12 protein-coding genes and 1 pseudogene are annotated in these 25,958 nt (G+C 62.4%); 5 read left to right on the top strand and 8 right to left on the bottom strand.

Annotation, left to right across the window (positions count from 1 at the left end; translation table 11 throughout):
* Positions 1-583 precede the first annotated feature (583 nt).
* The 5 genes and pseudogenes from EMO90_RS02080 to EMO90_RS02060 form a co-directional block, all read right to left on the bottom strand.
* Positions 584-1,786, bottom strand: a pseudogene (locus EMO90_RS02080) (ABC transporter substrate-binding protein).
* A gap of 351 nt (positions 1,787-2,137) precedes the next feature.
* Positions 2,138-3,088 (bottom strand): carbohydrate ABC transporter permease, encoded by a 951-nt coding sequence (locus tag EMO90_RS02075; protein WP_150353879.1) that lies wholly within the window; start codon positions 3,086-3,088, stop codon positions 2,138-2,140.
* Positions 3,088-4,023, bottom strand: coding sequence for a carbohydrate ABC transporter permease (locus EMO90_RS02070; RefSeq protein WP_150353880.1), 936 nt, complete (start codon positions 4,021-4,023; stop codon positions 3,088-3,090). The genes EMO90_RS02075 and EMO90_RS02070 overlap by 1 nt, the downstream gene beginning before the upstream one ends.
* Entirely contained in the window at positions 4,020-5,225 is a 1,206-nt protein-coding gene (locus tag EMO90_RS02065) for an ABC transporter ATP-binding protein (protein ID WP_150353881.1), read from the bottom strand. Before EMO90_RS02065 ends, EMO90_RS02070 begins: the two co-directional genes overlap by 4 nt.
* A 290-nt stretch (positions 5,226-5,515) precedes the next feature.
* Entirely contained in the window at positions 5,516-5,758 is a 243-nt protein-coding gene (locus EMO90_RS02060) for a hypothetical protein (RefSeq protein WP_150353882.1), read from the bottom strand.
* A gap of 1,121 nt (positions 5,759-6,879) precedes the next feature.
* Here EMO90_RS02060 and EMO90_RS02055 point away from each other — a divergent pair.
* The 5 genes from EMO90_RS02055 to phnX all read left to right on the top strand — a co-directional run bounded on the left by EMO90_RS02055 (position 6,880) and on the right by phnX (position 14,145).
* On the top strand, positions 6,880-7,776 hold the full coding sequence (locus EMO90_RS02055) for a MurR/RpiR family transcriptional regulator (RefSeq protein WP_150353883.1): 897 nt from the start codon (positions 6,880-6,882) through the stop codon (positions 7,774-7,776).
* A 385-nt stretch (positions 7,777-8,161) separates the two neighbouring features.
* The gene (locus tag EMO90_RS02050) at positions 8,162-8,941 is read left to right on the top strand and encodes an ABC transporter ATP-binding protein (protein ID WP_150353884.1); all 780 of its coding nucleotides are present in this window, start codon (positions 8,162-8,164) and stop codon (positions 8,939-8,941) included.
* Between the two features lie 6 nt (positions 8,942-8,947).
* Positions 8,948-11,818: an extracellular solute-binding protein gene (locus tag EMO90_RS02045; RefSeq protein WP_190971984.1), complete on the top strand. Its 2,871-nt coding sequence runs from the start codon at positions 8,948-8,950 to the stop codon at positions 11,816-11,818.
* Between the two features lie 285 nt (positions 11,819-12,103).
* Positions 12,104-13,315, top strand: coding sequence for a 2-aminoethylphosphonate--pyruvate transaminase (locus EMO90_RS02040; RefSeq protein ID WP_223849730.1), 1,212 nt, complete (start codon positions 12,104-12,106; stop codon positions 13,313-13,315).
* 44 nt (positions 13,316-13,359) lie between these two features.
* Positions 13,360-14,145: a phosphonoacetaldehyde hydrolase gene (gene phnX / locus EMO90_RS02035; RefSeq protein WP_150353885.1), complete on the top strand. Its 786-nt coding sequence runs from the start codon at positions 13,360-13,362 to the stop codon at positions 14,143-14,145.
* A gap of 201 nt (positions 14,146-14,346) precedes the next feature.
* Here the strand turns inward: phnX and EMO90_RS02030 are convergent, their stop codons facing one another.
* Genes EMO90_RS02030 through EMO90_RS02020 form a run of 3 tightly spaced genes read right to left on the bottom strand, consistent with a single transcriptional unit; the run spans position 14,347 to position 25,855 of the window.
* The gene (locus EMO90_RS02030; protein WP_150353886.1) at positions 14,347-20,199 is read right to left on the bottom strand and encodes an AAA domain-containing protein; all 5,853 of its coding nucleotides are present in this window, start codon (positions 20,197-20,199) and stop codon (positions 14,347-14,349) included.
* 1 nt (position 20,200) lies between these two features.
* Positions 20,201-23,605, bottom strand: coding sequence for a Swt1 family HEPN domain-containing protein (locus EMO90_RS02025; protein ID WP_150353887.1), 3,405 nt, complete (start codon positions 23,603-23,605; stop codon positions 20,201-20,203).
* 39 nt (positions 23,606-23,644) lie between these two features.
* Positions 23,645-25,855: a DUF1156 domain-containing protein gene (locus EMO90_RS02020; RefSeq protein WP_223849731.1), complete on the bottom strand. Its 2,211-nt coding sequence runs from the start codon at positions 25,853-25,855 to the stop codon at positions 23,645-23,647.
* Positions 25,856-25,958: the final 103 nt, after the last annotated feature.

The following is a 25,958-nucleotide window of genomic DNA, read 5'->3' as shown; positions in this document are numbered from 1 at the left end:
ATCCTGAGCGGAGCGCGAAGCGCGGAGTCGAAGGATCCTTAGACTTGTGCGGATAGTTAAGGATCCTTCGCTGCGCTCAGGATGACGGGGGTAGGCAGGCTTCGCTCATTATTCCGCAGCCACTCAGCCCGCCACTCTGCGCAAACTGGGCAGATCGGGATGCAGCGTCTGCAAACTGGGCAGATCCGGTCATCTGGAGGCCGATTTTGGCTGCTAGACGTCCATATCTGCCCAGTTTGTAAATCATGCGGCCCGATCTGCCCAGTTTGCACTGTCCAGGTTGCATCATGACGCCATAAACTGGGCAGATCGGGATGCGGAGGAGTCCCGTGTTGGCGATTCCACGCCCCGCGTCACGCCTATGTAGTAAAAACGGACGATTTTATGGCCTTTTTCGTCCGTTTCTACTACAGGCGTGACCGGGCGCGTGACATGGTGCGTGACCGGGTGCGTGACGCGGCGTGTGACAAGGCATGCGCAGAGCACGGCCCGCACCACCCCGCCCTCACAGCAAAAAGGCTCCCCGCGAAGGGAGCCTTTCCGTGAAATCCGGCCGGACCGGAATCAGATCATCGGATCATGATCACTGGTTGACTTCGGCGTAGTCGGTGATGGACTTGTTGATCTTGTCCGCCATGTTCTTGACGGCGGTGTCCACGTCCTCCTTGCCGCCGAGGAGGTTCTCGATCTCGCCCTGCACGGTCTGGCGGGCCTGCGGGAACACGCTCAGCAGAGCGCCCACGGACTCCTTGGAGGAGGCGTGCAGCTGGTCGATGGCGGTCTGGAACTGCGGGTACTTGGCGATGTTGTCCTTGAAGACCTGCTCGTCCTGGGCGGCCACGGTGACCGGGAAGTAGCCGGTCTGGGAGTTCCAGTATGCCTGGGACTCCGGGGAGATCATGAACTTGATGAACTCCCAGGTGGCGCGCAGCTTCTTCGGATCCTTGTTCTGCAGGGCCCACAGCGAGGCGCCGCCGATGGACACGCCGCCCTTGTCGGAGGAGGAGATCTTCGGGAAGTACGCGGTGCCGACCTCGAACTTGCCGTTGACGTCCTGCAGCACCTGCTTCAGGGAGGCGGTGGAGCCGAAGGTGATGGCGGACTTGCCGGAGGAGAAGTCGGGCAGACCGGCGTCGCCGCCCTTGCCCACGTTCGGCGCGAAGCCCTAGTCGGACAGGCGCTTCCAGGTCTCGAGGATCTTCTTGCCGCCGCCGTTGGAGTCGAACTCCACCGCGGTCGCGGCGGACTTGCGGCCGTTGCCGTTGTTCACGAAGTTGAGGCCCTGCTTGCCCAGGAACTGCTCGAAGAACCAGCCGTAGTTGCTCAGCGACATGGCCTCGCCGGCGCCTCCCTGCTTGACGAGCTGGTCGGCGATCTTCTCGATGCCCTCAAGGCTGTCCGGGACCTCGGTGATGCCGGCCTTGGCGAACATGTCCTTGTTGTAGTACATGAGCGGGGTGGAGGAGTTGAACGGCATGGAGTACAGCTTGTCGTTCACGGTGTAGTAGGCGGCCAGGTTCGGCTCGATCTTGGACAGATCGTAGTTGTCCGCGTTCACGAGCTCCTGCATCGGGATGATCCAGCCGGAGTCGACCATGAAGCGGGTGCCGATGTCGTAGATCTGGACGAGGTCGGCGCCCATGTTACCGATCTGGGCGCTCTTGAGCTTGTTCAGCGAGTCGTCGTAGTCGCCCTGATACTGGGCGGTGACCTTGATGCCGAGCTTGTTCTCGTCGTTGAACTTCTTGACGAGGGTGTTGATGGCCTCGCCGTTCACGCCACCCATGGAGTGCCAGAAGGTGATGTTGGTGCCGGAGACCTCGTTGGCCGCGGCCATGGTGGCGTCGACGGCGTCGGAGCCGGTGCCGCCGGCCTGCTGGTCGGAGACGGACTGGCCGCAGGCGGCGACGGAGCCGATCATGACGACGGACGCCAGAGCGGCGATCGCTTTCTTGTAGAACTGCATGATTCTTTCTTTTCCTTGTTTTCCTGTAATTGCCAATTGATGGGGTAAATCTTGAAGATCAGGCCGCAATCAGCGACCCGCCTTCCGGCGGGGCTCAATGCCACCTCGCGTCCCTTGGCGGGCCGCTCGGCCGACCGGGCCGGCAGTCCACCGGACTGCCGGCTGATCCGGTCAGCCCTTGACGGCGCCGCTGAACAGGCCGCGGATGAGCTGCTTCTGGCCGAAGATGAAGATCAGGATGGACGGCACGATGACCATCACCACGCCGGCCAGCATAAGCGTGATCGACTGAGAGTCGACCGAGTCGAGCATGGCGATACCGATCTGCACCGTGCGCATGTCGTCGGTGCCGGTCACCAGCAACGGCCACATGTACATGTTCCAGGCGTTGATGAACGTGTAGACGCTCATGGCGCCGATCGCGCCCTTGGTCAGCGGCAGCAGGATCGACCAGATGAAGCGCAGGTCGGAGCAGCCGTCGAGCTTGGCCGCCTCGTACAGCGACATCGGGAAGGACATGTAGAACTGTCGGAACAGGAAGATGCCCATGGCGCTCGTCAGGTACGGGACGATCAGCGCCACATAGGTGTTGAGCATGCCCCAGCCGCCCACGGTCAGGTAGTTGGAGATGATCGTGGCCTCGCCGGGGACCATCATCGTGGCCATGACGACCATGAACAGCACGTTCTTGCCCTTGAAGTTGAGGAAGGAGAACGCGAACGCGGCGAGCGAGCAGGTGAGCACCTGGCCGATCGTGATGACCGCGGAGACCACGAACGAGTTGATGATGAAGCGCAGCAGCGGGATGTTCCTGAACGCGGCCACGAAGTTTTCGAACGTGGGGTGCTTGGGCAGCAGGTTCATCTCGGTGGTGAACAGCTCGCCGGAGGGCATGAACGCCACGGACAGGCAGTACAGCAGCGGCAGCAGCACCACAAGGGCCACGAGGATGTTGATGAGCACGCGGCCGGTGAGCCTTGCGCGGCGGCGGGCCACGGCCTTCTGGCGCATGGTCTCCTTGAGGGCCTTGAGCTGCTCCTCGGTGGCGTTGTTGAGATGCAGGACCACGGAGGCGGGCGCCACCGGGTCGTTGACGGTGAGTCCCTGGACTGGATTGGTCATCAGTACCTCACACCCCTCTTCTCGATGCGGAACATGATCAGCGTGATGATCATGACGATGATGAACAGAATCACGGATTCGGCGGAGGCCGCTCCGAACTTGTAGTTGAAGAACGCGTCGCGGTAGATGGCGTAGACGATCACGTTGGTCGCCTCGCCGGGGCCGCCCTCGGTCAGGATCTTGATCTGGCCGAAGGATTGGAACGCCTGGATGATGTTGACCACGAGCGTGTAGAACATGATCGGCGACAGGCCCGGCAGCGTCAGGTGCACGAACTGCTGCCAGCTGTTGGCGCCGTCCACGGAGGCGCGCTCGTAGATCGTCTCGTCGATGTTGCCCAGACCGGCGGAGAAGTACAGGAAGTTGATGCCGCTGTTGAGCCACGCGGTCACCAGGGCCACGCACCACAGGGCGGTCTTCGGGTCGTTCAGCCAGTTGATGTCCAGACCGAGCAGCTTGTTGACGATGCCCACCGAGGGGTGGAGCATGATCTGGAAGATCATGGCCGCGGAGCTGGAGGCGATGGCCATCGGCAGGGCGTACGCGGTGCTGAACACGCGCAGACCCGGGAAGGCCTTGTTGCACAGCACGGCGGTGATCAGGCCCAGCGCCATCGCGCCCACCACCACGATCACCACGAACACCAGCGTGACCACCATGGAGTTGCGGAACCAGTCGGACATGAACAGGTCCACGTAGTTGCCGATGCCGTAGAAGATCTTGGCCTGGCCCAGCTTGTTGGTCTTGTAGAGGCTCAGCCAGATCGTCTTGAAGAACGGGTAGAACAGGAACACCGCGAAGATCACGAAGCTCGGCACCAAATACAGGTACGGGGCGATGCCGCTCTTGCGCGGCGGGTTGTCCTTGATCGGCGCCGCGCCCTTGTCCGCGCGCGCCTCGCTTACGGCCTTGGCGGCCGACTGGGCGTCACTCATGCGCCCACCTCCTCTTTCTGTGCGTCGTCCGCCGCCTTGGCCGCGTCGTCGCGGGCGTCGAGCTCCGCGAACACGCTGGCCTCGGTCTCGCGATCGAACACGTGGATCTGGGACGGGTCGTAGAACAGGTCGATCGACTCGCCCACCTTGGTGCTGTTGTCCGGACGCATGCGGGCGGACTGCTTGACGCCCTGGCGCATGAAGTAGAGCATCACCTCGGCGCCCAGCATCTCGCGCGCGGTCACGGTCTCGGAAATTCCGCGGCTCATGGACGCGAAGCCCAGGCGCTCGGCGTCGGCGCGGTCGTAGATGTGCTCGGGGCGGATGCCCAGGATCACGCGCTGGTTGTTGTAGCGCTCCTTGAGCAGGGCACCGCGCTCGCCGGGGACCTCGACCTCACCGCGATCGGTGCGGCCGTCCTCCTTCTCGAAGACGAGGACCGTGCGGCCCTCCTCCTGGCGGACGGTGGCGTTGATGAAGTTCATGCTGTACTGGCCGATGAACCCGCCCACGAAGATGTTGGCCGGGTGGTCGTAGACGACGGTCGGCTTGTCGGCCTGCTGAACCACGCCGTGGCGCATGACCACGATCAGGGTGCCCAGAGTCATGGCCTCGGTCTGGTCGTGCGTGACGTAGATGATCGTGGTGCCGAGCGCGCGGTGCAGCTTCTGCAGCTCCACGCGCATCTGGGCGCGCAGCTTGGCGTCCAGGTTGCTCAGCGGCTCGTCCATGAGGAAGGCCTTGGGCTTGCGCATGATCGCGCTGCCGATCGCCACGCGCTGGCGCTGGCCGCCGGACAGGGCCGCCGGGTAGCGCTTGAGGAAGTCGGTGATCTGCAGCAGTTCGGCCACCTGACGCACGCGCTTGTCGATCTGATCCTTGGCGATGCCGCGGATCTTGAGGGAGAAGGCCAGATTGTCGTACACGTTCATGTTCGGGTACAGCGCGTAGCTCTGGAAGACCATGGACAGGCCGCGCTGCTGCGGGTCGAGATAGTTGTTCAGCTCGCCGTCGACCCACATTTCGCCGTCGCTGATGTCCTCCAGCCCCGCGATCATGCGCAGGGTGGTGCTCTTCCCGCAGCCCGAGGGGCCCACGAGAATCACGAATTCCTTGTCCTTGATGTCGAGGTTCACGCCCTTGACGGCATAGGTATGGCCGTCATACGTCTTCCCGACGTTCCTAAGAATGATTTCAGACACAGATGTTCCGCCTGACTTGTTTTGACTTCGTTTTTTCTCTCCGACGGCTCCTGATGAAACAGCGTGAAAGTGAACGGAAGGCAACCAACACACTCAAACGAAAGTGAACGCTACATTGACATCAGACGTCGTAGCACTATGTATTTTACGTAGTTTTCCGACGGTCGGAACAAAACAAGCCCCTGACGCCATGAGCGCCAAGGGCTTGTATTCCGACCATTTTACAGTCGGCCGGCAACGTCATCGATCACCATCGACCGCCGGATCGTGCACACAACTACGTAGGGAAACTACGCCATGATCCGCAGCAGCATCGGCAGGGCGGGCATCACCACGGCCGCGCCGAAGATCACCATGAGCACGCCGAGGAAGATGAGCGGGCGGGTCATGCCCTCCCACGCGGGCAGCCTGCGCATCGTGCGCACCCCATACGCGACGCCGGAGAGCACGAACGACACGAGGCCGAAGATCAGCAGCGGGCCTCCCACCACGAGCAGACCCATTTGCGACAGCAGATTCACATCCAACATCATGGCCTCCTTTCGGCCGTTTGTCCGGGGCCGGCAACCCTTGCCCGCCCAGTGATTACAGTCTGCCCGATTCTCCCACGCCCCGCCCTCATGCGTCGGGATGATTATGACAAGGCGACCCGCGCGGCGCCTCATCCTTGGGGATGATGACTGCCCTCGCGTCATCCTGAGCACTGAGCCGTTAAGCGGACAGCCCGGTGGGCTGTCCGTAGGCAGGCCGAGCCGTGAAGCGAACGCCGGCGGCGTTCGCAGGCGAGGGCGAACGACAGTGAGCGAATGAAGCCGCGGCCGCAGGCCGACCGCAGTTGCGGTCGAGCCGCTGCCAAGGCGGCGACGGTCCGGCGCAGCCGGACACCGCAGCGGAGTCGAAGGATCCTTAACCTCGTGCACTAATACTTTCTGCACGATGACGAAGGATCCTTCGCTCCGCTCAGGATGACCGAACAATCGTCACCGAACCGGATAATTGCGGGCTGTGCGGACCGATTCCGGCTCTTCGCAGCACTATCGGGCCGAAATCCGGCCGAAAAACGACCCGATAGTGCTGCGAATTCCCGATTCCGGCCCGCACAGCCCGCAATGTTGCATCGTACGGCAACCGCACGGCGCCGGGACGACTCATCAGACGACTCATCGGCACGCAAAATGAGCAAATCCAATGCCGACGAACGCCTAACCGAACCCGGCCAAACCTCTCAGACACAGAATGAGCAAATCCGATGCGCTACGGCCCCTAAACCGGCTCCATCACAATGGATCCGCTCATTCTGCGAATCCGCAGACACAGAATGAGCGAATCCGATGCCCTGCGGCCCCTAAACCGGCCCCACCGCAAGGAATCTGCTCATTCTGCGAATCCGGGAGCGCAAAATGAGCGGATTGGATGCGCGATGACGCAATGCACAAAGGTTAAGGATCCTTCGCTGCGCTCAGGATGACCGAGAGGCCGACTCAGGATAGCAGGGGACCGACTCAGGATGACGGGGGCGGCGAAAGGCCGCCTCGCCCGTGCGCCGATCTTCCGAAAAAGTTCACCTGTGCTTCAACTACGGCGGCGCAACGTACCTCCGCGTTCTTTTATGCTGGGAGACGTAGAGCCGTCCAACATGATGGAGTCAGGAGCAATGGGTTCGACATCGCACATCATCGAGCGCATCAACCGTATCTACCCCACGCTTCATCCGGCGGAGAAGCAGGTTGCGGCCTTTGTGCGCAGCAGCCTCGACGTCATCGGTTCGCTCACCGTAGGGCAACTGGCCGAGCAGTGCGAGGTCAGCCAACCCACGGTGATTCGCTTTGCCCGCAAGCTCGGGTTCAACGGCTACCGGGAGTTCCGCTATGCGGTCGCGCATCCGGCCACAAGCCTCGAATCGGCCGACGATACTGCATTCAACCCGCTCGAGGGCTTCAATCTTCACCCGTGGGACAATCCCGACGATGTGCCCCACAAAACCGTCGCGGCCGCCACGACGATCCTCAACGAGATGCTCGGCACGCTGGATATCAAGGCCTTCCGCCGTGCGGTCACGCAGATCGCCAAGGCGCGCGTGATCGACATCTACGCCGTGGAGGATTCGCTCGCGCCCGCGGCCGACCTCAACGTCAAGCTCAGCTATCTGGGACTGCAGTGCCGTCTGCATCAGGATCCGTACCTGCAGCAGATCTCGGCCAGCCATCTGACGCCGGCCGATCTGGCCGTGGCCATCTCCTACTCCGGCAGCTCGTCGGACACCGTCAAGGCCCTGCGGCTCGCCAAGAACCAGGGCGCGGCCACGCTGGGCATCACCAACAACGCCGGCACGCCGGTGGCCAACTGGGCCGATGTGACCCTGCTGGCCGGCCGCGATTCGCACACGATCTACGGCAACGCGATCTTCTCGCGCATCTCGCATTCGGCCGTGGTGGACATGCTCTACATGGGCGTGATCCTCACCGATTACACGCGGTACGCGAGCGTTCTCGACGCCTCCGGCCGCGCCATCTCCGACCGCGCCTTCCAGCCCGGCAACGCCGCCGACTGATCGCACAGCGGACAGCACAAAGCGCGCCGCGAGCCGCAAGGCATGCCACCATGCGCCGCGAGCCGCAGGAAACCGCCGGACCCAGCCATTGTCCGGATCCGACCACGGCGCAGCATTCCCCAAAGGCTACGTAGACTACACACTTTCCACGTAGATTAACTTGCTGTTTACCGTAGTTTGAACAACCTTTTCCCCGGCAACCCGAATGGGCCCCCTTCGCCGCGCGATTATGGAATTGGCCCCGGAAGGGACCGAAAACCAAAACCAAACCAACCAAAACACACAACCTCATAACTGAATACCGATCCAGCGCGACCCGAAACGTCCATGCAGTTTCGGAGGGGGACGGCCGCGCACCAACAGAGAAGCACGAAGGTCAAGGAATATGCTCGAACTCAAGAACATCACCAAATCGTTCGGGGACACCCACGTCCTCAACGGCATCAGCCTCACGCTGGACAACGGCCAGATCATGTCCATCCTCGGCCCCTCCGGCGGCGGCAAGACCACGCTGCTCAACATCATCCTCGGCATCACCGAGGCCACGAGCGGCCAGTTGATCTACAACGGCGAGGACCTCACGGACGTGCCGATGGAGAAGCGCGGCTTCAACATCGTGTTCCAGGACTACGCCCTCTTCCCGAACCTCACCGCCTACGAGAACATCACGTACGGCCTGCGCAACAACCCGGGCATTTCCTCCGAGAAGGAGATCAAGGAGCTCATCTCCCTGCTGGGCCTTGAGGAGCACCTCAACAAGCGCATCGACGAGCTCTCCGGCGGCCAGAAGCAGCGCGTGGCCCTGGCCCGCACGCTCGTGATGAAGCCGAAGCTGCTGCTGCTCGACGAGCCGCTGTCCGCCCTGGACGGCGTGATCAAGGAGTCCATCAAGGCCAAGATCAAGCAGATCGTGGAGCAGTACAAGCTCACCACCATCATGGTCACCCACGATCCGGAGGAGGCCTGCACGATGAGCGACAAGGTCCTCATCATCAACCAGGGCAAGATCGCCCAGTACGACACCCCGGAGAACATCATCGAGCACCCGGCGAACGACTTCGTCAAGAAGTTCATCCTCCACCAGCTCGAGGTCAAGCGCAACAACATCTACACCCTGTTCAACGAGGGCGACGTCAAGCCCGTCGCCGCTACCACGGAGGCCTGATCCCCAATGTCGGTCGAATCCATCCAGGCGGGCAAGCAACTGCCCAACGTAGCCCCGGAGATCTCCAACCACGAGCGCAGGCCGCGCGCCCCGAAGCAGACCGAGCTGTGGACCCTGCTGGTGGTCGTGTCCGTGGCGTTCCTCGCCTTCCTCGTGGTCCCGCTGGTCACGGTCATCGTCAAGTCCTTCCAGACCGGCGACGGCGCGGCCACCATGTCCAACTACTGGGCGGTGCTCTCCCGCCCTGAATTCGGCACCTCGGTGGCCCACTCGCTGATCGTCGCGGCCACCTCCGCGCTGGTCGCCGTGCTGCTGGCGTTCCTGCTGGCCTACACGGTCAACTGCACCAACGTGCCGAAAGGGCTCAAGAAGGCCATCACCCTGCTCACGCAGGTGCCGATGCTGCTGCCGACCATCACGTACGGCTTCGCGATCATCTACTCCTTCGGCAAGCAGGGCCTGATCACCAGGCTCCTGGGCTTCCAGCCGTTCGACATCTACGGCTTCAACGGCCTGCTGATCGGCTACGTGATCTACACGCTGCCCACCTGCTTCCTGCTGATCAACAACAGCTTCCAGTTCGTGGACAAGAAGTTCATCATCGTCTCGCACATCATGGGCGACAAGCCGTGGACCACCTTCCTCAACACCGTGGTCCGCCCGCTGATCGGCACGATGGCGATCGCGTTCATCCAGTCCTTCTTCCTGGCGTTCACCGACTACGGCATCCCGACCTCGGTGGGCGGCGAGTACGACGTGCTGGCCATGACGCTGTTCAACCAGATGCTCGGCTCCATCCCGAACTTCAACCGAGGCGCCGTGATCGCCGTCGTGATGCTGATCCCGTCGATCATCTCGATCATCCTGGTGACCGTGCTGGAGCGCTTCGCGATCCGCTACAACAAGATCTCGCAGGTCGAGCTGCCCAAGGGCAAGAAGCGCGACTGGCTGTGCGGCATCGGCTCCATCGTCACCCTGGTGTGCGTGCTGTCCCTGTTCGCCGTGATCATCCTCATCCCGTTCGTCTCCGAGTGGCCGTTCAACACCAGCTTCACGTTCAGCCACATCACCGCGCTGTTCACCGATTCGGAGCTCACGCAGGTGTACACGAACTCGCTGTACGTGGCCGTGATGAGCGCCATCATCGGCTGCCTGTTCGCCTACGCGGCCGGCTTGGTCACCTCCCGCTCCAAGCTGCCGAACTGGGCCCGCCGCACGGTGGACGCGATGAGCTCGATCATCAACACGGTCCCCGGCATGGTCCTGGGCATCGCGTTCCTGTTCGTCTTCTCCGGCACCTCGCTGCAGAACACGTTCTGGATCCTGATCGCGGCGAACATCGTGCACTACTTCGCCACCCCGTACCAGATGATCAAGGACTCGCTCACCAAGATGAACGGCTCGTGGGAGACCACGGCCAAGCTCATGGGCGACAACTGGATCAAGACGATCGTGCGCGTGGTCACGCCGAACGCCCTACCGACCATCCTGCAGGTGTTCAGCTACTACTTCGTCAACGCGATGGTCACGATCTCCGCCGTGGTCTTCCTGACCGGCGCCCGCACGCAGGTGATCACCACCAAGATCTCCGCGCTGCAGCACGTGGCGAAGTTCGATGAGATCTTCGCGCTGTCCCTGCTGATCCTGGTCACCAACCTCGTCGTCAAGGGCCTCACCGCCTTCCTGACCCGCGACCGCAGCCGCGAGAAGGCCAAGGCCGCCGTCAAGGTGAAGGCCCCGCAGGTGGCCGTCGCCTCCGCCGCGGTCCGTCCGGACGCCCGCCAGACCGCGATCGAGCAGACCGGCGCCTCCGGCAACCCGGACTTCCCGCTGCCCACCTCCGGCAACCGCAAGGCCCGCAACATCTTCACGGGCGCGCTGTCCGCCGTGCTGGCCGTCCTGCTGGTGGCGTTCGGATTCGGTGCGACCGCCTCCTCCGCCAACGGCCAGGTGGTCATCTACACCAACGCCGACGACGAGGCGATCGTGGCCTTCCAGAACGCGCTGGACAACAACGGGTTCAAGAACCAGTACATCATCCAGAGCTTCGGCACCTCCGAGCTCGGCGGCAAGATGCTGGCCGAGGGCAAGGCGCTCGAGGCGGACATGCTGACGATGAGCTCCTACTACGTCGATTCCGCACAGGACCGCAACCACATGTTCGCGGATCTGACGGACGTCAAGTCGAAGCTGCTGGGCACCTCGGAGAACTCCAAGGCTCCGGCGTACCGCTCCCCCACCACCGCGCAGGAGGGTGCGATCATCGTCAACACCAAGACGATCGCCGAGGCCGGCGTCCCCGAGCCCAAGAGCCTCAAGGATCTGGCCGATCCGAAGTACAAGGGCCTGATCTCCGTGCCGGACATGGAGGGCTCCTCCACCGGCTGGCTCATGGTCCAGGCGATCGCCGACGCCTACGGCACCGGCGACGAGGGCAGGAAGATCCTCACGGACATCTACCGCAACGCCGGCCCGCACCTTGAGCAGTCCGGTTCCGGCCCGCTGAAGGCCGTGCGCTCGGGCGAGGTGGCGATCGGCTTCGGCCTGCGCCACCAGGCCGTGGCGGACAAGGCCAAGGGCCTGCCGATCGACTTCGTGGATCCGACCGAGGGCAACTACGCGCTGACCGAGTCGGTGGCGGTGCTGGACAAGGGCCGCGCCACCAACCCGAAGGCGCAGCAGATGGCCGCCGTGATCATCGACAAGGGCCGCGCCGAGCTGCTGCAGACCTACCCGACCCCGCTCTACCAGGGCGAGAAGGCCGCGTCGAACGCCTCGAAGAACCCGAAGAACTTCCCGAAGCCCCTGACGGTTGACCTGCTCCAGGAGCATCAGGACTTCTCCTCGGCCTGCAAGCGCGTCGCGCAGGACGAGTAGTCCGCCGAGGTAGCCGCCGCCTGTCCGGGCCAACCAGTCCGGGCCGACCAGTCCGGGCGGGCGGGCCCCTCCCAAACGCTGGTGACGATGTGGGCACAACGGGTGTCCATTGTGCCCACATCGTCACCAGCCCCGCAACCGCAACCGCCCCCTTACGCCAACTACAAATGACACTCCATTGGTCTTTTGTAGACTACGTAGATTTACCAAAAACTTCATAGTTTATTAGAATCGCGCCCGGAAAGTTCCGGAACAGCGCTCTTCCAACCCCCAAGAAAGGAAGCAATGATGAACACCGAATACAAGCTTCTCACCCCCGGTCCGCTGACCACCACCCGCACGGTCAAGGAGGAGATGCTGTTCGACCACTGCACGTGGGACGAGGACTACCAGCAGATCACCCAGAAGATCCGCCGCCAGCTGCTCGAGCTCGCCCACTGCAACGCCGACGATTACACCGTGGTGCTCATGCAGGGATCCGGCACCTTCGGCGTGGAGAGCGTGCTCACCTCCGTGATCGGCAAGGACGAGAAGGTCCTGCTGTGCACCAACGGCGCGTACGGCGATCGTCAGGCGGACATCTGCCGCCACGCCGGCATCGCCTTCACCCAGTACGCCGAGCCGTACGACCGCATCCCGGACGCCGCCAAGGTGGCCGAATACCTGGACGCCGACCCGTCCATCACCCACGTGTCCATGATCCATTCCGAGACCACCTCCGGCCTGCTCAACGACATCGAGGCCGTGGCCCGCGTGGCCAAGGCGCACGGCAAGACCTTCATGGTGGACGCCATGAGCTCCTTCGGCGGCGTGGACATCCCCGTGGCCGACTGGGGCATCGACTTCCTGGTCTCCTCCGCCAACAAGTGCATCCAGGGCGTGCCCGGCTTCAGCTTCATCATCTGCAACAAGGCCAAGCTCGAGGACTCCAAGGGCAAGGCGCGCAGCCTGTCCCTGGACCTGTGGGACCAGTGGAACACCCTGGAAAAGGCCAACGGCAAGTGGCGCTTCACCTCCCCCACCCACGTGGTGCTCGCCTTCTCCAAGGCGCTGGATGAGATGTTCGCCGAAGGCGGCATCCCGGCCCGCTCCGCCCGCTACACGCTCAACAACGAGCTGCTGATCGCCCGCATGAAGGCCCTCGGCTTCCGCCTGTTCCTGCACGACCACCAGGGCCCGATCATCACCACCTTCCTCTACCCGCAGAACACCAAGTTCGACTTCCACGACATGTACGAGTTCATCAAGGAGCGCGGCTACGCCATCTACCCGGGCAAGCTCACCGACGAGGAGACCTTCCGCCTGGGCAACATCGGCGAGATCTACACCGATGACATCGAGAAGGTGACCGAGCTGCTGGCCATGTACATGGGCGAGCGCGGCCTGCTCGAGCCCGCCACCGGCTCCGCCTCCGTCCCCGAGGCGATCGCCGCCATGGACGCCGCCGGTGCCCCGATCAAGGCCGCCGCCCCCGTCACCGTGAAGCTCACCGCGTGAGCCGCAGCCGATCGAATCCAATCTTGCTGAAAGGAACAACCATCATGACCAGCACCCGTTTTGAGGCCGTCATCTTCGACTGGGCCGGCACCACCGTGGACTATGGCTGCTTCGCCCCCGTGCGCGCCTTCCAGGAGGCGTTCAAGGAGTTCGGCATCGAGCCGACCATGGACGAGACCCGCAAGCCGATGGGCATGCTCAAGCACGACCACATCTCCACCATGCTGCACATGGACCGCATCGCCCGCGCCTGGGAGGACGCCCACGGAGCCGCCCCCACCGAGGCCGACGTGGACAGTGTGTACGCGCACTTCGAGCCGAAGCTGCTGTCCATCCTCGACCAGTTCGCCACCCCCAAGCCGGGCGTGGTGGACACCGTTGCGACCTTGCGCGAAATGGGCCTCAAGATCGGCTCCACCACCGGCTACACGGACAAGATGATGGAGATCGTGGTCCCCAAGGCCGCCGAGCAGGGCTACGCGCCGGACTTCTGGATCAGCCCGGACGGCACCGACGGCTTCGGCCGCCCCTACCCGTACATGGTGTTCGAGAACCTCAAGACCCTGCGCGTGACCGATGTGCGCAAGGCCGTCAAGGTGGGCGACACCCTCTCCGACATCCGCGAAGGCAAGAACGCCGGCGTCTTCACCGTGGGCGTGACCGAGGGCAGCTCCCAGATGGCCCTGAGCCAGGACGAGTTCGAAGCCCTGTCCGACGCCGACAAGGCCGCCGCCCGCACCGCCGCGCGCAACGCCTTCACTGCCGCCGGCGCCGACGCCGTGATCGACACCATGGCCGAGCTGCCCGCCCTCCTGCGCCAGATCGCGTGAGCTTTCCGTCATCCTGAGCGGTCCTTGGCGGGTCCTCCGTCATCCTGAGCGTAGCGCGTAGCGCGAAGTCGAAGGATCCTTAACCTTGTGCGTAAAGTTAAGGATCCTTCGACTTCGCGCTACGCGCTACGCTCAGGATGACGAAAAGCGCATTCCCCTCATGACACACCGCGGGCAGCGGTTTTCACATGCTTCGCGGCATTATTCCCCGGCATCTGTCTGTGATGCGGGAAGCCGCCGATACGCGGATTCGAAGGCATCGCGGATCTTGGACCCGATGCCTCGGAATCCATACACCGCACGGGTCTCCTCGAACAGCCACGCTTTGCCGCCATCCGGACGATCCCGAAGAATGCACTGCATGACGAATGAGAGCTCCTGGGTGCTGATGAATTCGATCTCCCGATGCCGTATGATGCGGAATGGGAAGCCCTTGCCCTTCGGAGGAGAATAGAAGCCATCCTTCCCTTGCCGGATTCGTTCGCCGCACTGCTTCAAGCAAACCGTCAGCAATCCGTCAAGCACGCCCTGACGAATGCCGGCACGCCGCAGCACGGCAGCCAGCTGCCGGCTCAGCATGGCACGGCAGATCGGGAACTGCATATACACAAGTTTGATAATGACGTCCGTTAGCCAATCCTCAACACTGTCATAGTCTCGGCGCAACGGCAGATCCTTCACCGCTACGGGTTCCGCATACCGCAGATGATACCGTTCGCCGTACGTGGTGATCGTGCGTCTGCGATCGCCCAGATCGGGGTCTCCCGTGTCCTGAATATCCTGAACATCCTCGGATTCGGCTTCCCCACCGTCAACGTCTGCGGAATGCTCGGGGATGGATTCCGTCACGGTTTGCGCTTGTTCGTTCTCCGATGCCGCCACCATCATGCTTTGCCAGACGGATGCCGTCTGCGTACCCATAAGCAGCGAATGCTGCGTGGGAACGACCACATCGTGTTCGATGGTCGCCAGACCGGAATCCACTATCACTTGGAATGCCTGATCCACGAGCGCGCTGTTACCCATATCTCTGCCGCTCCACTCGTAGATGCGATCCAACTGGGTTTCGATCACGCTTCTTCTCTTGCCTTCGGGGAAGAACGAGAGCTGCCGTATAACGAAGGCGACTTCCTCGGCGCTGATGTCTTTGACGCCTCTGCCCCGTATGATGCGGAACGGCACGTCCACAGGCATGGGATAGCAATAGCCCACCACACATGCAATGTGCCGCTTCGTGACAAGGTATTCCAGAGCCCCCGCAACACGGCGACGCGCATAGGAAGCGGAGTAACCTTTTTCGCGCATGAGCGGGATGACCTGTCGATTCAGCAGATCGACCGATAGCGGGAATTCGTTGGCCACCAGCATGAGCACCGTGGATTGCAGCCATGCCACGTCAGATTCTCCATCTGACTGCTTCGGAATGTCTGATTCGTTGAGCAGATTGCCGTATTCAAGGAGCGAATACTCCGCTTCCATTTCATAGTCGGCGATGCCCTTGGCATGGCGCGCATGGCGCGCATGATGCGTGTCGGAAATGGATTCATCCGTTGCCGGAGTACTGTCGGCTAAAGAGGGTTCGGGCTCGGCGCGGTCCGTCGATTCATCGGGATCGTCCGTTCCGGACGCGCCACGTCCGCCTTCGTCTCCCTTATCCTGCCGCGAAACGTCCGGCTCCGAAGCATCCGCGGCAAGCGCGTCGCGCATCCGCGTCAGCTCTGTCAGATGGGAGTACACCGGCGCCATGGCCGATTCCGGGTCCAGATAGTAATCCAATGCGGCAAGGCGCACGAAATGCCATCCCAGTCGTTCGAGCACACGTTGCTTGGCAATGTCCATGGAGAACTGTTCGGCGGTTTTGCTCTCGTCACCGTCGCATTCGATCGCCAGCCGCTGCCCCTGCCCCAGGTCAACCACGCAGTCGATCGCATACCTGCCGACTCGGTATTGGGCGCGCAGCTCATCCCGGTAACCATGCGCGGTAAGGTTCTCGATCACGTCCCGTTCGAAATCGGTATGCGCCGTCGCCATGGGACTGCTGTCAGGTTCCTCCACCGCGTAGTCACGGATGTATTCGATCAGCCCCCGCCTCAGATCGTTGGCGTTCAGCGCCGCGGGATCCATGGAATAGAACGCCCAGAGCTGGTTCTTGGCACGGGATGCCGCGACGTTCATCCATTGGGCGTCGCTGATGCGCGTGGCGGCATAGGCGTGGCCTCCTGCGGCATCGGTGACGAAGGACAGGAATATGACGTCTCGCTCATCGCCCTGGAATGCGGGAGGGTTGCCTACGCGCAGCCGCCTTTTCGCGTATTCCTCCGCCCCTATGGCCTCGATGATCCTGTCGCTGACGATTTTCTGGTGCGCCTCGCTGCTCATGAGCGTCACGACGCCGAACGTCATGCCGTCGTAATGGGCGTCGGCGCAGCATGCGCGGATCTGTTCGGCAATGGCCTGCGCCTCGCTGAAGTTAACGGTGTCCTTGCCGAACTTCTGCACATGGGCGTTCGCCACGCGCACGGCCCGCAGCGGAGAGCCGATCTCGGGATGGTCGCGCTCGCGCAGCGGGAAGATCTGACTGTCGTAGAAGCGATTGGAGTAGTCGATGATCTCCGGCACGCACCGGAAATGCTCGCGTAGCATGATCTGTGACTGGAACACGCGGTTCGAGAGCGAATACAGCGATTCGTCGAACGTCAGGAGGGACTTGCCGAGGAAATCGGGAATGTACTGCTCCTGCAGCTTCACCATTTTGTCCACGCTCTTGAAGGCGTTGGACGGTGAAGTCTGCTTGTCGTCGCCCACGATCACGGCCTTTCGCGCCAAGGCCAGCACGCCCACCGACAGCAGGTCGCACTGCGACGACTCGTCCACGATGATCACGTCGAACAGCTGGGATACCGCCGGATCGAAGTTGTCCATCACCTTGTGCAGCGGCATGATCCATACCGGCATGGCATTCATGGCTTGAGGTATGGCCCGTCTGGCGGTGGTCAGATAGTTGCCCGCGTTTTTGCCAGTTCCTTTGCCGTAGCGTTTCATCGCATCAAGCCAGATGTTCAACGCCGTGCGGTCGTCCGGGTTACGCGTGAGTTTCAGGTACATGCGGGAAGCGAGGCTCACCGCCGCCACCGTCGCCTTGCGCCGTGTTTCGCTGACGGTTCTGGATTCGTCGATCCACGGTCCGGTTTCCGTTTCGCGCGAGATTTCCGCAAGCCATGCGCAGGCCTGCGCCAGACGCCAGGCGAGCGTGTAATCCTGTTCGGATTCGCAGACGGCCTGCTTGCCATGGGATGCCATGATGGCATCGGCCCATTGCGGAGCCACTGCACCCAGACGATCGTGCAGGGTCTGCAAGCGTGCGGCATCCCGCGCCACGCCTGCCAGACGCACCGCCTCGTCAAGTGCGCGCTGCCAGCCTTCGTAATCCTTGGCATGAAGGCATTCGTTCAGAGATCGCCAGAGATGTGATTCTCCGGCTCCTGCGTGCCCATCCAGCAACCGTTGCACGTCGTCGAGCCGCTGCGCGAGTTCCTGCTCGCTGCGCCGAGCCACCGACGATTCCAGCGCTTCAACAGCGTGGCGCAACGCATCGAGATCGGCGACCGGATCCCCAAACGGGAAATACGGGCGCAACAACCGTTGCGCCGGAGCATAGCGCTCATGCCACCATGCGTTGATGGCGGACGTTCTCTTCGTCAGACTGGCCAAAGCCATCAGGTATGACCCGTTGAACTCCGGGACGGGAATGGGCAGGCCTGCAAAGGTCTGCTGCACCAGTACCGGAAGCGCCGACTGCCGTTGCCGGCTTTGGATGTATGCCGCGACCAATTGCAGCTCATCAGCAGTCTGCGGCGTATAGCCGTCCACCGTTACGGATTCGCCGAATTCGCGCAGCTCCTTGTTGAGGAAGCGCGGCAGTCGCTTGCCCTGACGTGCTCGTTGCGTCCACTGTTCGAGCAGATCGAGCTGGTCCTTCGGATTGCCGTCCGGAACGGACACGGTGTGCCCCAGCAGACGGCCGGACAGCTGCATGCATGAGTCCAACTGATCCTGCAGCAGGGCAAGGCTGCTGCGCAGCCATTCGCGGTGCTCGGGGCTGTCGCGCAGCGTTGCTCCAAGCTCTCGCTCCCATGGTCCGTCCAGTGCCGTGAGTTCCGCGAGCAACGGGCGTACGATCTCTACGACGGATTCCACGTGTTCCACGGGCGAGGCGTCGATGGCATGCATGTCCAGACCGCTGTGCGCAAGGTGTTCCACGCTGGTTCGGATCCGTTCGAGCTTCGCATGCAGCGATGCCAGTTCCGCTCCGGTGGGCAGCACGGACGGGTTCGGCAGGTTCAGGGAACTTTCCCTGGCGTCGTCGTCCCGTATGCGACTCGCGAGTGCAACATATTCGCTGTATTCGTTCCAGGGCAGCGGCACGGACGCGGATGACGGCACATGGTCCGGAACGACGTTGTGCGCCGCGTTCGCCGTCACCCATTGGGCGACGCGGGCTGCAGTCAGGGAGCCTTCCGTGGTTTCGAACTCGTCCATCTGACGCTCGAGGCACTGTGCGAGGCCGCGGTTCAGCTCGGCAAGCCTGCCGTCCGCCGCATCGATGGTTCGGTTCAGTTCGTCGAGGCGTCGGCGCGCGTCGTCAACGTCCAGATCCGTCAGGGAATCCTGCATGCGCTGCACGGAAAGGCGCAGCATTTCGGCGTCGGCCACGGAGTCGCCGATCGGTGCCACCGCAAGGTCCTGGATTTCCTTCGGCATCTTGTTGTGCAAGACGGCAAGTGCCTGCGCTTTCTCCGCGGTGACGAGCACGCGCTTGCCCTGCGCCAGCAGGTGGGAGATCAGGTTGACGATGGTATGGGACTTGCCTGTGCCGGGAGGCCCCTGCACGGTGACGCCCGAATTGCGGTCAAGCTGGCGCACGATGCGTCGCTGCTCGTCGTTGGCGGGCAACGGCATGAGCAGCCGGTCGGCATGCTCGTCGTCGTGTTTGTCACCCACGGCAGCCCGTACCGTGCTAACATCGCTGAACATCGAGGAGAACGCCTCGGGCAGGTAGTCAGATGTCTGCAGCTTTCTGGACAGCCCTTCGTAGAACGCGCTCGTGTTGTCCACGCGCTTGCGCATCAGCAGGCACCATCCTCGCTGCAGCACGGGTTCGTTCCCCGGCTTGATGTCCAGAGTATCGTTGATGCGCGCAGCGGTTCCCAGTTGACTGACGATGACGCGCCTCAGCTCGTTCGACTCTGTTTCGTCCCATACGTCGGCAGGATGGTCGTTGAAGGTGTCCTGATACCGGGCGAGCAGGTTGTAGCCAAGCAGATCCGCGCCCTCGAACGGCGCCACGGACATCCGTGATGGCCCGGTTGCCTCGACGAGTATGGTGCCCGTACTTTCCTTGAAGATCATGTGGGCGCCGGTCAACACCAAGGGGTAGTCGACAGCATGCCGTCCCGACCAGGTGAGGATGCAATGGCCAAAGAGCAGCTCCACGTAATCCGCGTCCTTGTCCAACCGCAGATACATGTTGAACAGTTTCTGATAGAGGTCCAGCGCCGCCTCCAGCGGTTTCACGCTGGTCTTCCACTGCGCCCACACGGTTTCCCGCCACGTCGCAAACGCCTCACGAACGTGTTTCGTCTCCGCTCGAGCTTTGAATGCGTCCGCCGAGGGGTGCGGAGTCCCGAGTTCGCATGCCGCTTCCAGTTCGTCGAAGCGTTGGTTCAGCTTTGGCGTCTGCGTGCTCCTGACAATGGTGAGACGATTGATATACGGTTCCAGCGTCGGGGGGACATCAACAGGCTTGGGCTTGCTCGGCTGTCTCATGGACAGCCACGTACGGTCAGTGCCCAAAGGCCCTACGCTCACCAGATTCGATCGGTCGGGAATCTGCGAGGACAGGATGAATGCTTCGCTGTTTTCCAGCCGACGCGGAGTCCGCGTGGCGAAGGTCTGCGCCACAGCCGCAAGATAGTCCAGAAAGCGGCTTCCTCTGTCCTTGAGGATCGCCCGCGCCTGTTGCTGCTCCGATTGCTGATCTGATTCCTGTAGCATGTTATTCCTCCTCGAACCCGGAGTTGCCGAGTTTCAGGGTTTTGGCGCTGGCGTCGATGATGCGGATGGTGTTGTCGTCGAATCCGCCCGGCATTTCGGCATGGATCTCCAGACTGAGGGAGATGCTCGCACCGGCATACTTGAGCTGGTCGAGGATGCCCTCGTTGATGCGTGCGAGGTCACGGCTGAACCAATCCGGGTCGAGCTCGGCGGTGGCGTAGTAGCGCCTTTTCCTCGCCGGAGCCGGTTCACGGAACGGATCGACCGCGTCCGCCGGTTCAACCGGCTGGGAGCCGGGCGTGGCATGCTTCGGTCGCCGCACGGCGGGTTCGGCGGGCTGCTCCTTGATGCGAAGCAGGCTTTCGGCTTCCCGTTCGGCCTTGACGGCCTCCAGATCGGCCAGTGCCGTATCCCAGTCCACGATGAGCATGGAGTCGGTCACCTGCACCACGGCCTGTGCCGTGTCCGTCACGCCGGGGACGATGAGGTTCTGGAAATGCCCCGATTCATACCGTCCGGAGGCAACCGCGAAGCGATCGTCAGGCGTCAGCATGGCACTGGGCGCATCCTCGATGGCATGGTCGAATACCTCACGGTCGACGAGTCGGGGCATGTACGGGAACCGAGTGATGCACTCCCACACGGTTTTCACTGGCAGCACGCCGTCGGTGAACGCGGACAAGAGATACTTGCGCATGTCCTCTCCCAGCGAGCTGGAGGCGTAATGCTCGACGAGCATGTCGTCGGTCGCCAGTTTGCTGCCGGTGCGCTGCGCCATGGAGTCGCCGCCGCTGTCGGGGATGCGGACGTCGGACAGGCGGTACGCGCTCCTGGCGTCGATCTGTTCGGGATATACGCACCAGCAGTAGGCGTTGCGAATGCGATCGTTCAACGTCCTGTCGAATCCTGCCATCGCGTTCCTAGCCTGTTCGATCTGCTGATGGGTCAGGTTGAGCTGCACCTCGCTGTCGGCCACGCGCTTCCAGCCGAGATAGGAGCGTGCCGCGTCCTCGGTGAAGGTGAGCTGACTGCGGTCGGCCGCGAGGAACACGAGCATGTTGCGGTTGGATCGCTGCGCCGAACCGCGATGCTCGATCGCGTCGCGCACCCACTGCTTGGCTTCGGAGGTGTCGCTTTCGCCCTTGGTGATCGTCCAACGGGGATGCAGGATGACGAGCGTGGCCTGATCGGTGTCCGGAATACCGTCTGTGCCTTCCGGGGCAATGCAGACGCGACGGAACTTGCCGCGCTTGCCCGCCAGCCCTTCCGGCTGGAGCCGGGAGACGATCTCGTTGTAGACGCTCGCCGGGTCTTCACGCAGCCGTTCCGCATAGTCACGCGCGGTCTTGGTGATGGACGGCTGGAGACTATACCGGTATGCGGAACCCTCCGCAAAGAAGTATGTGGAGCGCTGTTCCAGCTGGCTGACGGCGGTACCGAAGTTGCCGGGAACGTCGCCGGGCATGGCGGTGCCAAGCCACACATGCTGAACTCCCAATCCACGGTTGGGCAGGCCGGCGCGAGGCGCAGAACCCATGAACACGGTCCGCGCCACGCGCTGGGTCAGCACACGCTGGCCAAGCGCGGGACGGTCGTTGTCGATCTGCGCGGCCGTGGACTGCGGTCCGGACACGTCAGTGTCAATGATGGCCTTCCACGAGTCGGGCAGATACTGGGCAAGGTTCGAGTAAACGGTTTCGGAATCCAACGGCACGTTGCCGGACAGGATCAGCGGGCTTGAGTCGTTTGACGCCCACAGTTCATGGATAATGGACGACACCAGTGTCAGCACGCCGCGTGTACGCTGGAAGTTCTCCAAACTCGACCAGTCCTCATACAAGCGGTCCAGCAGTTCGGGGTGCAACGGATACGAGGACCGGATGCGTTTGTCGTAATCGGAGCTCGTCACTTCTGCAGGGTACGATTTCGGCTCGGCGCGATACATGGCCATGAACTGTTTGGCCGTGAGCGCTATCTGCGCTTGTGCCTGCGCGTCCGGCTCCTCGAACAGGCGCTTGCGTACGATCTCGAAAGACTCGTCGCGCGTAGAGGGACGCCACTGGTCGGCTTTGCGGCGCACGATCATCTGCAGACGCTTCAGTGCCTCCTGACCGTTCTCGCCACCCACTTCCATGTTGGACGCCTTGCCACCGTCCTCGGATGCGGGGATGGAGACCACCAGCATGCAATGGGGCACCGAGGCGGCCGCTTCGGTCAGGGTCTGGGCGAATGTGAACTGGTCGTCGAATGTGCCTGCGGGCAGATCGTCACGGCCAACGAGCTGACGGGCGTATGCGACCCATTCGTCGACGAGGATCAGGCACGGGCTGTACCGGCGCAGCAGCTGGTCGAGGGAATCCGCCGGCGGTTTGCCAGCCTGGTCATTCTCGGCGACCATGGCGTAGCCTTCGACACCGCCCAGTTGCCATGCGAGCTCTCCCCAGATGGTGTGCACCTGCGTTCCGTCGGGTTTGACGCTAGGCTTGGCGACGTTGAGCTGCGTGCCGACGATGGCCGCGCGATGCACTAGTCCCGGAGCCCATGCTTGGATGCCGAGCCCGGCGACGAGGTTCTGCACGTCGGATGACAGATCCACCACCGACTTCTCACCGAACATATGGTACAGGGCGAGCAGCGAGTGGGTTTTGCCACCGCCGAAGTTGGTCTGCAGGTTCACCACGGGAGAACCGCTATTATCCCCCACCAGCCTGCGGATGGCGCGCGTGAGCAGGTCGCGCAGGCCTTCGGTGAGGTAGGTCCGGTTGTAGAACTCCACCGGGTCTCCGTAGGCGTTGCCGGGCACGCACGCGGTCTTCGAAACCGCCACATCGTAGAGATTCGCAGCGAACTCGGATGCGGTGAACCGACCGCTGGCAACGTCCTCGTGCGGCGCGATGACCTCGCGCCACGGCTTCATGCCCTGCGTGGCATCCACGGACAGGATCTTGCGCTGGCTCACCTTGCGCGTGTGGTCCTCGTACACGGTGCGCTGCAGCGTGTCGCGCAACTTGCGCACGTCCGCCGCGGAATCCGGGGCATTGACCGCGTTGAGCAGCAGCTCGATGGTGCTCAGGGCGCGAATGGCCTCGTCGGACGTGAACGGCTCCAGATGCGCCCACTGGTTGCGCGTTTCACGCAGTTCGGATGCGTACGACTGCTGTGCACGCGAGAGGATGTCGTTGAAGTTGCGCCCGTACTCGGTGATGGCATGCAGCTGCACCTGTACGTCCGTCTTGCTCATCTTGCGCAACGGCGATCCATACTTCTGCTGCTCGGCGAGCGCCCATGCGTCAGGCCAATCCAATGTGCCGTAGACCTTGGTCATCACCTCGTCGACCGGGTCGACCAGCCCTTCGGACAGGAAGTCGAACGCCTTGCCTACACGGTCCCTGTTGTTGATCGCCATGATGGAACTCCTTTATCCCCAAATCCTGTGTATTGCCGTTCACACGTCCAGTTCGCCCTGCAGCACGACAGTTTCCTTCGCCGCCATGAGCGAGAGATCGTCCCACATGGAGACAAGGTTGTTGAAGCGGATGGCACCTTCAGTGTCCTTGCGCTTCTCGGCCTCGTGGTACATGCGGAATCCCAGTGCACGAATGCTGTCCAGAGGCAGCAGCTCCCCGGCTTCGGCCATGACGGGTGCCACCTTGTCCACGCCTTTGGCATCGAGGATGCCGGCCATGCGGATGCACGCCTCCCACAGGCTCACATGGTCGTCCTGCAGCGGATGCCAGTTCGTATCGTCCATCTCCGCTGGGGTCAGGAGCCGCGACTTGCCTCCGGCGGCCTCGAACATGCCGCCGCGAACCAAGGCGTCGGGCGAGGTGCCGCAGGAGCGGGCCAGCTGGTCGGCCATGCCTGTGTTCTCCTGCTCCCAGCCGTACGACTGATACCATTTCACGGCGAAGCGCGTGTCCGGGTCGTAATCGGAGTCGGTGTCGCCCATGACCTCGTCGACGGTGCGGTTGATGATCTCCAACGCCTTCTGCACCGGCATGTCGGTGCCGTCAGCCTCGCGGATGCGCGCGTAACGCGAGTACACGCTGATGCCGGGGCCGATCGCCGCCTGATTGAGGTCCACCGGGTCGATGCCGGACGCCATCAGAGTTCTGAGTTCCTCGGTGAGTTCGGAACGCAGCAGGCTGTTGAAGATGCGCATCGTGACCGACGGCGCATCCTCCGGACGCGGGCGGCAGGCGAGAACGATGGAGGAGGCAAGCGCGTTCGTGCCGACGCTGATCATACGTCCGCCTCGCTCACTGCGTACCGGCCATGTGGCGGTGATCTCCCAGCCCGCCTTGATCAGGCCATCGAGCAATGCGTACCAACCTGTTGAAGTACCGCTTTTCTCATCCTGCTGCTTATAGGCGTAGTAGACGGTCATCGGCACGCTGGTGTTCGCGGTCTCGCGGATATGCGCGAACACATGGTTGAACCCGTCCACGAAGAATTCGGCCGCTCCCTCCCTACCGCCGTGACGGTACGGGTTGGCGACCAGCTCCTGCGCCTTGGGCGTGAGCGTGGTGCGCACCGTGGACGGGAGCACACCCTTGAGCATACGACGCAGCCATACGTAGAAGTAGTCGGACAGGTCCGAGTAGCCGATGTTGTCGTAGTACGGCGGATCGGTGGACACCACCACGTTCGTGTAGTCGCGCGTGGCTGCATCGGCCTGATGCGCCTCGCACTGGGGATGGGCGGGAACGTTCTGGATGGCCTCAGCAACCCAATTCACATTGCTTGAGAAACTACCTGATGATGATGAAAATGGATTAGCCTCGGCAAAGTCCCATGTCATGGGAATGGCTTGGCGAGCGAATACGTTACGAATCTTCTCACCAATATTCTGCCAACTGGCGATAGACGAGCACCTATCGGTCTGCCGGCTGACGGCGAGGGACAGATACACGCTGATGGCATCCGCATACGCCTGTGCGCTGGTGCCACCCGCATCCAGAGGCTCGCCCTGCGGCAGCCCCTTGGCGAGCGCGTCCTCAAGCACCTGCTCGCGCACCTCGGCCACGGTATCCGCCAATGTCGTCAACACCGTCAACTGCCGGTTGGTGAACAGATCCGCGAAGGTACACATACCGTATTGCGGAGGCGAGAACCAACGTGGATTCTCGGCAATGGGCACGTCAAGGCCAGCATCTTCTATACGCGGAACATTCGCGGCATCAATTTGCAAGGCATCCGGCGAACAATACAGACGTCCACGATTGGTCTCGGCAACTACGCCAATGAGCACCGCTCCGAGTCGTCCCGCCTCTCCTTCTTCACGCACATAGTCATACGTGAATGGAGTGCCATCGACAATGGACCTGCCACCCTTACCATTTTTGATGGTCCACTCGTCATCCCCCTTCGGCCCATCGGCATTATGCTGCACCTCATACCGAATCGATCCATCATCCTCGACTATGGGCTTGATCCACGCCTCGTGGCCCTTTTTCTTGCTGAGCCACCACGAGCGCACGAGCGGCACCTGCACCGGGTTGGCCGGGTTCGGGTTGGTGACGGTGCGCGCCCAGATCCACGCGATGACGGCGTGTTCATTTCCCTGATCGTCCGTGACTTTGGGGTAAAGATGGCCCACCTTGGCGAACATCTTGTCACGCAGCAGCTGACCGTAATAACGGATGTCGTCGGCCATGCCCTCGGCACGGTCGACAGCGGACACCTCGGACTCCGGATTGACGGACGCCTGCCCGCGGAATCGCGCCGGGAAATCGATGAGCGCCTTGTTAAGAATAACC

It is taken from the genome of Bifidobacterium vespertilionis (assembly GCF_008698145.1).
Taxonomy (GTDB): domain Bacteria; phylum Actinomycetota; class Actinomycetes; order Actinomycetales; family Bifidobacteriaceae; genus Bifidobacterium; species Bifidobacterium vespertilionis.
The sequence above is the reverse complement of the archived record's forward strand: the minus strand, read 5'-3'. Positions and strand labels throughout refer to the sequence as shown.